Source organism: Merdimonas faecis (genome assembly GCF_001754075.1).
In the GTDB taxonomy this organism is placed as follows: Bacteria; Bacillota; Clostridia; order Lachnospirales; family Lachnospiraceae; genus Merdimonas; species Merdimonas faecis.
This window is the reverse complement of the sequence record NZ_MIEH01000018.1, coordinates 575,300-584,461: the sequence shown is the minus strand read 5'-3', so window position 1 is coordinate 584,461 and position 9,162 is coordinate 575,300. Positions and strand designations below refer to the sequence as shown.

Sequence of the window (9,162 nt, the reverse complement as noted above, 5' to 3'; positions counted from 1 at the left end):
ATAATTCTGCGGAAACTCAAGACAGAAATTGATTGAAAAACAATAAAAAATGTAGTATTCTGACCTTAAGATATGCTGGGGAGCATAGATAATACTTGTGACAGAAATAGTGACAAGAATGATAAGAATGGGTGAGGATATGAAAAAGAGATTGGTAAATGCGCTCATTACAGTTCTTGTAATGAGCGTTTTTTTCGCTACACCGGTCATGGCAGTGCCGGAAAGTGATAATGTGGCGGAGCTGGAAGAGCAGAAAAATGAAATGGAGAATCAGGCTGCCAGTGTACAGCAGCAGCTGGTCGGACTTTTGCTTCAGTATGACGCTCTTCAGCAGGATATAGAAAATCAGAAAGAAAGAGTCAGCCAGGCGCAGACGGAGCTTCAGACGGCGGAAGAAAAAGAAAAAGATCAATATGAAGCGATGAAAAAGCGTATCAAATATATTTATGAAGCAGGGGACTCTTCTTTCCTTGAGACACTGATCAGTGCAGAAAGCTTTTCTGATCTGGTGAATAAGGCGGAATATATCCAGAATGTACATAGCTATGACAGAGAGCAGCTGAAGGAATACGTGAAAGTAAAAGAAGAGGTCAAAGAGCGTAAAGCAGAGCTGGAAGCCGGCCAGGCAGACATGGAGCAGATGTCTGCGGATATGGGCAGACAGCAGACGGAACTTCAGGGAACACTGGATAGTATGAAAAGCCAGATCGCTGATTTTGATACACAGCTGGAAGCGGCACGGGCAGAAGCCTCGGCACAGCTTACTCAGCTTACGGAGGCAACAGAAAATATGGTGGCCTCTGCAGAAGGACAGGATTCATCAGGAGGTCAGGCATCCGGCGGCGGAAATAATGGCGGCACCAGCCAGCCTTCCGGTGGGAACGGCGGCGGGGGCGGCACCAGCAAGCCCTCTACAGGAGGCGGCGGAAACAATAAACCGTCAGGCGGCGGCAGCACGTCCACACCTGGAAACGCGTCTCTGGGTCAGCAGATCGCAAGCCGTGCCTGTCAGTATGTGGGGAATCCCTATAAATACGGCGGTACCAGTCTGACAAATGGAGCGGACTGTTCCGGATTCGTCATGTCAGTTCATGCATTGTTCGGGATTTCCACACCAAGAGATTCATGGGGACAGCTGGCCGGAGGTAAAGCGGTCAACTATTCGGATATGCTGCCGGGCGACGTGATCGTATACAGCAATCATGTGGCGATCTATATCGGCGGCAATCAGATCGTTCATGCATCCAACAGCGCACCTTATCCGGCGGGCGGTATCAAGATCAGTTCGCCTCCGAATTACCGGACGGTTCTGGGTGTCAGAAGGTACTGGTAGGATTAAAAACATCATATAATAGCCAGGTAAGAAGACAGACCTGCAAAAGATAAGAAAAGCCTTGCAACAGCAAGGCTTTTGTGTTATTATAATACGGTCGCAAAAAACACGTACATGTTTGCCCGAGATGGTGCCAAAGCTTGATGACAAGACGGTTTCGAGGGCTTACACACGTACGGAAGTAAAAAAACCAAATGGAGGAAAGAAACATGAGCGTAATTTCAATGAAGCAGCTTTTAGAGGCAGGTGTTCATTTCGGACATCAGACAAGAAGATGGAACCCTAAGATGGCTCCGTATATCTACACAGAGAGAAACGGTATCTACATCATTGACCTGCAGAAGTCTGTAGGAAAAGTAGACGAGGCTTATCAGGCAGTATCTGATATCGCGGCAGACGGCGGTACAATCCTGTTCGTAGGAACAAAGAAGCAGGCACAGGATGCTATCAAGACAGAGGCAGAGCGCTGCGGAATGTTCTATGTAAATGAGAGATGGCTCGGCGGTATGCTGACAAACTTCAAGACCATCAAGAGCAGAGTTGCACGTCTGAAAGAGATCGAAAGAATGTCTGAGGACGGAACCTTTGACGTGCTGCCGAAGAAAGAGGTCATTCAGTTAAAGAAAGAATGGGAAAAGCTGGAGAAGAACCTGGGCGGAATCAAAGAAATGAAGAAGCTCCCGGATGCAATCTTTGTTGTAGACCCGAAGAAGGAAAGAATCTGCGTACAGGAAGCACACACCCTGGGAATCCCGCTGATCGGAATTGCTGATACCAACTGTGATCCGGAAGAACTGGATTATGTAATCCCTGGAAATGATGACGCGATCCGTGCAGTAAAACTGATCGTTTCTAAGATGGCAGATGCTGTAGTAGAGGCAAATCAGGGAATGACAGGAGACGACGAGGCTGTTTATGAAGAAGCAGCAGAAGAAGTATACGAAGAGGAAGCAGCAGAAGAATAAGATTGTAAAGTGTGGAGGAAGATAAGATGGCAGTTACAGCTAGTATGGTAAAAGAGTTAAGAGAATTGACCGGCGCAGGAATGATGGACTGCAAGAAGGCTCTGAACGAGACAGACGGAGATATGGATGCAGCGATCGAATACCTGAGAAAGAACGGTGAAGCTAAGGCTGTGAAGAAAGCCGGAAGAATTGCGGCAGAGGGTCTTGTTATGGCAGAGGTTAAGGATGATAAGACCGCAGCAATCGTAGAGGTAAACTCTGAGACAGACTTTGTTGCAAAGAATGCAGAGTTCCAGGCTTTTGTAAAGGCTGTTACCAACCAGGCAATGGCTACAGAAGCAAAGGATATGGATACATTCATGGCAGAGGCATGGAATGAGGACAGCTCCAAGACTGTACAGGATGCCCTGACAGAGAAGATTTCCGTAATTGGAGAGAAACTGAGCATCCGCAGATTTGAGAAGATCGTATCTAATGGATGCGTGGTATCCTACATCCACGGCGGCGGACGTATCGGTGTTCTGGTTGAGGCCGAGACAGATGTTGTCAACGATGAGATCCGCAAATGTCTGAAGAACGTTGCAATGCAGGTGGCTGCAATGTCTCCGAAGTATGTATCCCGTGATGAAGTATCTCAGGAATTCATGGATCATGAAAAAGAGATCCTTCTTGCACAGGCTAAGACAGAGAATCCGGATAAGCCGGACAACATCATCGAGAAGATGATCATCGGACGTCTCAACAAAGAGATGAAAGAGATCTGTCTGTTAGACCAGGTATACGTACAGGACAGCGATCTGACTGTTTCCAAGTATGTGGCTAAGGTTGCAAAGGAAAACGGCGCTAACATGACTGTTAAGAAGTTCATTCGTTTCGAGACCGGTGAAGGAATCGAGAAGAAAGTAGATGACTTCGCAGCAGAAGTAGCAGCACAGGCTGGAATGTAATTCAGAAAGCCGTAAAACAGATGAACGCATAAGCGAATTTTATATTGATTTTATGTAAAAAATGAATCCCTACAAATAGTATGAATACGCTGTTTGTAGGGATTTTTTCAAAATAATCCCAAGGGAGTAACCGTGTATTCCGCGACGGCAGAGTTTCATGGCAAAACCTTTACGGATACAAAGGCGGTGGCAGACATAGATCTGACTGCTCACAATTACAAGGACGGTAAATGTACAGTTTGTGGAGCTGCTGACCCAGCGTATCAGAAGCCTGCCAAAAGCGATACTGTTTCCGGCAAAAATGATACCGCAAAAGCGGTACAGACAGGTGATATGGCTAATCCGGCAGTATGGATTTTACTGCTGACCGCCTCTGCCCTTGTATTCGCCGGTACGGTCGTGTTCCGTAAGAAAAAGGGAAATTAAACGGATATTGAAAGAAAGTATAGCATCTGCCAGCACGGTTATGTGCTGGCAGATCTGCTGTATAGATATTAAAAAATTGAAGCTGTCATACAGACGGCACAGCCACCCGTTATGAGTTTTCGGAAAAGAACCTGTTCATCAGCCGGAGAAATTGTTTTAATACGGGATGGTCGTCATCCCGGCGATAATAGACTCCAAAAGAAAGCTCCGGCACATCCTTTAGTGGAATGTAGCAAAGTTCCGGGTCGCGGACTTTTGGGATATCAGGATATATGGTATAGCCCACCTGGGCCTTAGCCAGGGTAAAGGCGCTTTCGACATTTTCAGTAAAGTACCGCTGTTCCGGAGGAAGCCCGATCAGGATATTGTTCTGGACGGCAAAGACAGAGCCTGAGATATGCCTGGGTGAGCAGGCAATAATATTTCCTGACAGATCCTCCCTGGACAGAGAGGTATAGCGGGCCAGCGGCGAAGCTGGAGAGCAGATACAGGCAACAGGGGCGGTGCACAGTCTGCGGTAGCTCAGGGCGGACTTGGCCTGGTCGCCTTTTATGCCGAAAGCGACATGAAGCTGTTGATTGATAACCATTCCCTGCATGCCCGGAAATGGGACCAGGTGCATGGAAGGGCGCAGGAGAGGAAATTCTTCGGACAGCTCTTTTAGGACAGAGGGCAGCAGCCCCAGCTCTATATAATTGTGGCAGCCAATATCAAAAGGAATAAAGTGTTCATGTCTTCCCAGCCGTTCTTTGGCGGATAATGCTGTTTTCAGGATCAGCTGTGCGTCGGGAAGGAACATCAGGCCTTCCTGGGTAAGAGACACGCTTTTGCTGGTCCTCAGGAATAGTTTGGTGCCCAGCTCTTCTTCCAGGGCATGGATCTGATGGCTTACAGCCGGCTGGGTGATCTTCAGCTCTTCGGAGGCCCTGGAAAAATTCAGATGCTCCGCAACGGCAACAAAACATTCTAACTGGATCGTATTCATGAAAATCTCCTTTATCTGATTAAATTGAAAAATAAGTAACAATAAAAAGTATTTATTAATTATACCATTCTCCGTTCAGGCACACAAGCGGACGGGAAAACTTAATTTTATCTATTGCAAAGAAGGCTGTATTTTTGTATAATGACAAACGTTTGAGATTAAAAGGCATCCATAGGTGATGCCTTTTTAAATGTGAAAGGGGACAGTAAATGGTTCAGGATATGACGGTCGGAAGCCCGACAAAACGGATTTTAAATTTTACAGCTCCGATTTTTATTGGGAATATATTTCAGCAGTTTTACAGTATGGCGGATACGATCATTGTGGGAAAGTTTGTAGGCAACGCCGCCCTGGCAGCTGTGGGAGCCTGCGGAACCCTGATGTTTTTGATCCTGGGATTTCTGCAGGGAATGACTGCGGGATTTACAGTGGTGACAGCACAGCATTATGGAGCGGGCAATCAGAAGGCGATGCGCCGTTCGGTGGCGTCAGCTGCTGTGCTTTCAGCCGTCGTGTCGGTGGTGCTGACGGCAGTCAGCATGGCAATGATGGAGCAGATCCTGCATTGGATGAATACGCCGGAAGATATGTATGGCCAGGCATACGGATATATTATGGTGATCTGCGCAGGTATCGTGGCACAGGTGCTGTACAATCTGCTGGCCAGTATCTTAAGAGCCATCGGAGACAGTAAAAGACCTTTATATTTTCTGATCCTGGCAGCCTTCCTGAATGTGGTGCTGGACCTTTTGTTTATTGCCGGATTCCATATGGGAGCGGAGGGAGCCGCTTATGCGACAGTAATCTCTCAGGGGGTGTCCGGCGGGCTTTGCCTTTTCTACATTTATAAAAAGGTGCCGGCGCTTCATCTGCATAGAGAAGACTGGCGCCTGGACGGGGATCTGGTGAAATGGCAGGTGGCTATCGGATTTCCTATGGCATTTCAGTATTCCATTACAGCTATCGGGACAATTGTGCTGCAGGCGTGTCTGAATACACTGGGATCTGTAGCTGCCGCAGGTTTTGCGGCCGCCAGCAAGATTGAACAGGTGGTGTCTCAGGCATATGTTGCGCTGGGAACAACGATGGCAACTTACTGTGCGCAGAATACAGGAGCAGGGGAGAAGGAGCGCCTCCGGAAAGGATTCAGAAGCGCCACCTGGATCGGAATTATATATGCGGTATTATCCGGACTTCTGATCATTCTGGCCGGCAAATATCTTACGGTGCTGTTCGTCTCTGAAAACCTGAACGAGATTACCGGATATGTGGATACTTATCTGAAATGTGTGGGAATTTCCTTTATCCCGCTGGTTTTCGTCAACGTATACCGCAACGGTATCCAGGGGATGGGATTTGGTCTGCTGCCTATGACAGCCGGTGTGGCCGAACTGATCGGCCGGAGTGTGATGGCGCTTATAGCAGCCTGGTTTGGCAGTTATGTGGGAATGTGCTTTGCGGCTCCTCTGGCATGGGTGCTGGCTGGGGGACTCTTGTTTGTGATGTATTTATATATAATGAAAAAGAGGATATGATATTTTTAAGATTCCCTTTTTTGCGTTCCTATGTTATACTTTATCTAAGTATGCAAAAGGTATGATAAACAGAAAATAAGGAGCATGACAGAATATGAAAAGAGTATTATTGAAACTCAGCGGAGAAGCTCTTGCGGGCGATAAGAAGACTGGCTTCGATGAAGAGACATGCCTTGGTGTGGCGCGTCAGGTAAAGCAGCTTGTGGACGAAGGCGTCCAGGTGGCTATCGTGACAGGCGGAGGCAATTTCTGGCGGGGCAGGACCAGCGAGACTATTGACCGTGTAAAAGCAGATCAGATCGGAATGCTGGCCACAGTGATGAACTGTATCTATGTATCAGATATTTTCCGTCATGTGGGGATGAAGACGGAGGTGTTCACGCCGTTTGTGTGCGGGGCTTTTACGACATTGTTTTCCAAAGACGCCGCGACGGAAGCGTTAAATGCCGGTAAGGTGATCTTCTTTGCAGGAGGAACGGGACATCCGTATTTCTCTACGGATACAGGGGCTGTGCTCCGGGCTATTGAGATCGAGGCAGATGCCATGCTGCTGGCGAAGGCTATTGACGGCATTTATGACAGTGATCCGAAGGTGAATCCGCAGGCAAAGAAGTTTGATGAGATTTCTATCCAGGAGATCATAGACCGCAAGCTGATGGCGGTAGATCTGACAGCGTCTATCATGTGTCTGGAGAATAAGATGCCGATGCTGGTGTTTGGATTAAATGAGGAAAACAGTATCGTCAATACGATGTCAGGAACATTTACAGGAACGAAAGTGACTGTGTAAAATAAGGGAGGAAACAAAGCATGAACGAGAAATTACAGACATACGAGGAGAAAATGAAGAAGACCATGGCAAATCTGGACAGCGAGCTGGCAACGATCCGCGCGGGACGTGCCAACCCCAATGTACTGAACAAGATCATGGTAGATTACTATGGATCCCCCACACCAATCCAGCAGGTGGCGAACGTTTCTGTTCCGGAGCCGCGGATGATCCAGATCCAGCCATGGGAGAAAAGCATGGTGAAAGTGATCGAGAAGGCTATCCAGACCTCTGACCTTGGAATTAATCCGGCGAATGACGGATCTAGCATCCGGCTGGTATTTCCGGAGCTTACCGAGGAACGCAGAAAAGAGCTGGTAAAAGACGTTAAGAAAAAGGGAGAGGCTGCAAAGGTTGCGATCCGCAATATCCGCCGAGACGGAAATGATGCATTTAAAAAGTTGAAAGGATCTGACGTATCAGAGGATGAGATCAAGGATATGGAAGACGATCTTCAGAAGATGACAGATAAATTTGTCAAAGAAGTTGATAAGGCTGTGGATGTAAAATCGAAAGAGGTCATGACCGTTTAATTAGCATAACAGTTTCAAGAAGGGGGCAGATCTGGAGGATACCTGGTCTGTCCTTATGTTTGCAAAAGGAGGCGATGATCTTATGAAGATACCACAGCATGTGGCGATCATATTAGATGGAAACGGGCGCTGGGCAAAGGGGAAAGGAATGCCCCGGAATTACGGCCATGCCCAGGGAAGTAAAAATGTAGAAAGGATCTGTGAGGAATCCTGGCATATGGGCATTAAATATCTGACGGTCTATGCGTTTTCCACAGAGAACTGGAACCGTCCCAAGGACGAGGTGGACGCCTTGATGAAGCTTCTGCGCAATTATATGAAAACCTGTCTCAAGACAGCGGCGAAGAACGATATGAAGGTTCGTGTCATCGGAGACCTTTCCGGCCTGGATGAGGATATCAGGAGCAGGATACTGGAGCTCGAAGAGGCTACGAAAGAAAATGGAGGTCTGAACTTCCAGATTGCCATCAATTACGGAAGCAGGGACGAGATCTTAAGGGCGGTCAGAAAGGCGGCGGCGGACTGCAGGGACGGAAAGCTGGAACCGGAGGATATTGACGAAAAAGTGTTTGATCATTATCTGGATACTCATGATATCCCGGATCCGGATCTCTTGATCCGGACCAGCGGGGAGCAAAGGCTGTCTAATTATCTTTTGTGGCAGCTGGCGTATACAGAGTTCTATTTTACAGATGTACTGTGGCCGGATTTTACCAAAAAAGAGCTGGAGAAGGCTATTGAACAGTACAATCGCAGAGACCGCCGTTACGGCGGGGTGAAGGAGGCTTAAAGAGGATGTTTAAAACAAGACTTTTAAGCGGCATTGTGCTGGTCATCGTACTGATCGCAACAGTGGGGTATGGCGGTAATATCCTGTTTTTCCTGCTGCTGGCAGTCAGCCTGATCGGTATGACAGAGCTTTATAAAGTAGTGGAGGCGGAGCAGACGCTTCTTGGAGTCGTGGGATATCTGGCGGCGGCATTTTATTATCGTCTTTTATACGTGGGAGAAATGGAGCATCTGATGATGCTGTCGATCCTGTTTTTGGTGCTGCTTATGGCAGTGTATGTATTTTCATTTCCCAAATACCGTGCAGAACAGGTGATGACGGTATATTTTGGACTTTTCTATGTGGCTATGATGCTGTCCTTTGTGTACCAGACACGGATGCTGCCGGACGGCGGCGTGGTAGTATGGCTGATATTTTTAAGCTCCTGGGGATGTGACACCTGTGCCTATTGTGTAGGGATGCTGATAGGAAAGCATAAGATGGCTCCAAAGCTAAGTCCAAAGAAATCCGTGGAAGGCGGAATCGGAGGGATCGTCGGTGCGGCGCTTCTGGGCGTGCTTTTTGGACTGGCTATGAATCAGTGGGGAGGAGCGGATGCAAACCTTCTGCATTATGCCGTGATCTGTGCCGCCGGAGGAGCAATTTCTCAGGTGGGAGATCTGGCGGCTTCAGCCATTAAGCGGAATCATGATATTAAGGATTACGGAAAGCTGATCCCGGGACACGGCGGGATCCTGGACCGGTTTGACAGCGTGATATTTACGGCGCCGGTGATCTTTTATCTGGCGTCTGTCATATAATAATGGAGGAGAGGCAGCA

General features: G+C 47.8%; 10 protein-coding genes. 9 read left to right on the top strand and 1 reads right to left on the bottom strand.

The window, feature by feature from the left end:
* Positions 1–139: 139 nt before the first annotated feature.
* The 4 genes from BKD12_RS11590 (at position 140) to BKD12_RS11575 (ending at position 3,671) form a co-directional block, all read left to right on the top strand.
* Entirely contained in the window at positions 140–1,333 is a 1,194-nt protein-coding gene (locus BKD12_RS11590; protein WP_242872758.1) for a C40 family peptidase, read from the top strand.
* Between the two features lie 209 nt (positions 1,334–1,542).
* Positions 1,543–2,298, top strand: coding sequence for a 30S ribosomal protein S2 (rpsB, locus tag BKD12_RS11585; protein WP_070089461.1), 756 nt, complete (start codon positions 1,543–1,545; stop codon positions 2,296–2,298).
* A gap of 26 nt (positions 2,299–2,324) precedes the next feature.
* Positions 2,325–3,245 carry a translation elongation factor Ts gene (gene tsf / locus BKD12_RS11580; RefSeq protein ID WP_070089460.1) on the top strand — a complete coding sequence of 307 codons (921 nt, stop codon included), beginning with the start codon at positions 2,325–2,327 and terminating at the stop codon, positions 3,243–3,245.
* A 132-nt stretch (positions 3,246–3,377) separates the two neighbouring features.
* Positions 3,378–3,671, top strand: coding sequence for a hypothetical protein (locus tag BKD12_RS11575; RefSeq protein ID WP_070089459.1), 294 nt, complete (start codon positions 3,378–3,380; stop codon positions 3,669–3,671).
* Between the two features lie 109 nt (positions 3,672–3,780).
* Here BKD12_RS11575 and BKD12_RS11570 read toward each other — a convergent pair whose 3' ends face one another.
* A complete protein-coding gene (locus BKD12_RS11570) occupies positions 3,781–4,656 on the bottom strand; it encodes a LysR family transcriptional regulator (RefSeq protein ID WP_070089458.1) in 876 nt (291 codons plus the stop codon).
* 209 nt (positions 4,657–4,865) lie between these two features.
* Here BKD12_RS11570 and BKD12_RS11565 point away from each other — a divergent pair, with 209 nt between their 5' ends.
* The 5 genes from BKD12_RS11565 (at position 4,866) to BKD12_RS11545 (ending at position 9,143) form a co-directional block, all read left to right on the top strand.
* Positions 4,866–6,191 (top strand): MATE family efflux transporter, encoded by a 1,326-nt coding sequence (locus tag BKD12_RS11565; RefSeq protein ID WP_070089457.1) that lies wholly within the window; start codon positions 4,866–4,868, stop codon positions 6,189–6,191.
* A 94-nt stretch (positions 6,192–6,285) separates the two neighbouring features.
* Positions 6,286–6,981, top strand: coding sequence for a UMP kinase (pyrH, locus tag BKD12_RS11560; RefSeq protein ID WP_070089456.1), 696 nt, complete (start codon positions 6,286–6,288; stop codon positions 6,979–6,981).
* Between the two features lie 20 nt (positions 6,982–7,001).
* Complete coding sequence (gene frr, locus BKD12_RS11555; protein WP_070089455.1) at positions 7,002–7,553, top strand: ribosome recycling factor; 552 nt, start codon at positions 7,002–7,004, stop codon at positions 7,551–7,553.
* Between the two features lie 82 nt (positions 7,554–7,635).
* On the top strand, positions 7,636–8,343 hold the full coding sequence (locus BKD12_RS11550; protein ID WP_070089504.1) for an undecaprenyl pyrophosphate synthase: 708 nt from the start codon (positions 7,636–7,638) through the stop codon (positions 8,341–8,343).
* Positions 8,344–8,348: 5 nt separating this feature from the next.
* Complete coding sequence (locus tag BKD12_RS11545; protein ID WP_070089454.1) at positions 8,349–9,143, top strand: phosphatidate cytidylyltransferase; 795 nt, start codon at positions 8,349–8,351, stop codon at positions 9,141–9,143.
* Positions 9,144–9,162 lie beyond the last annotated feature (19 nt).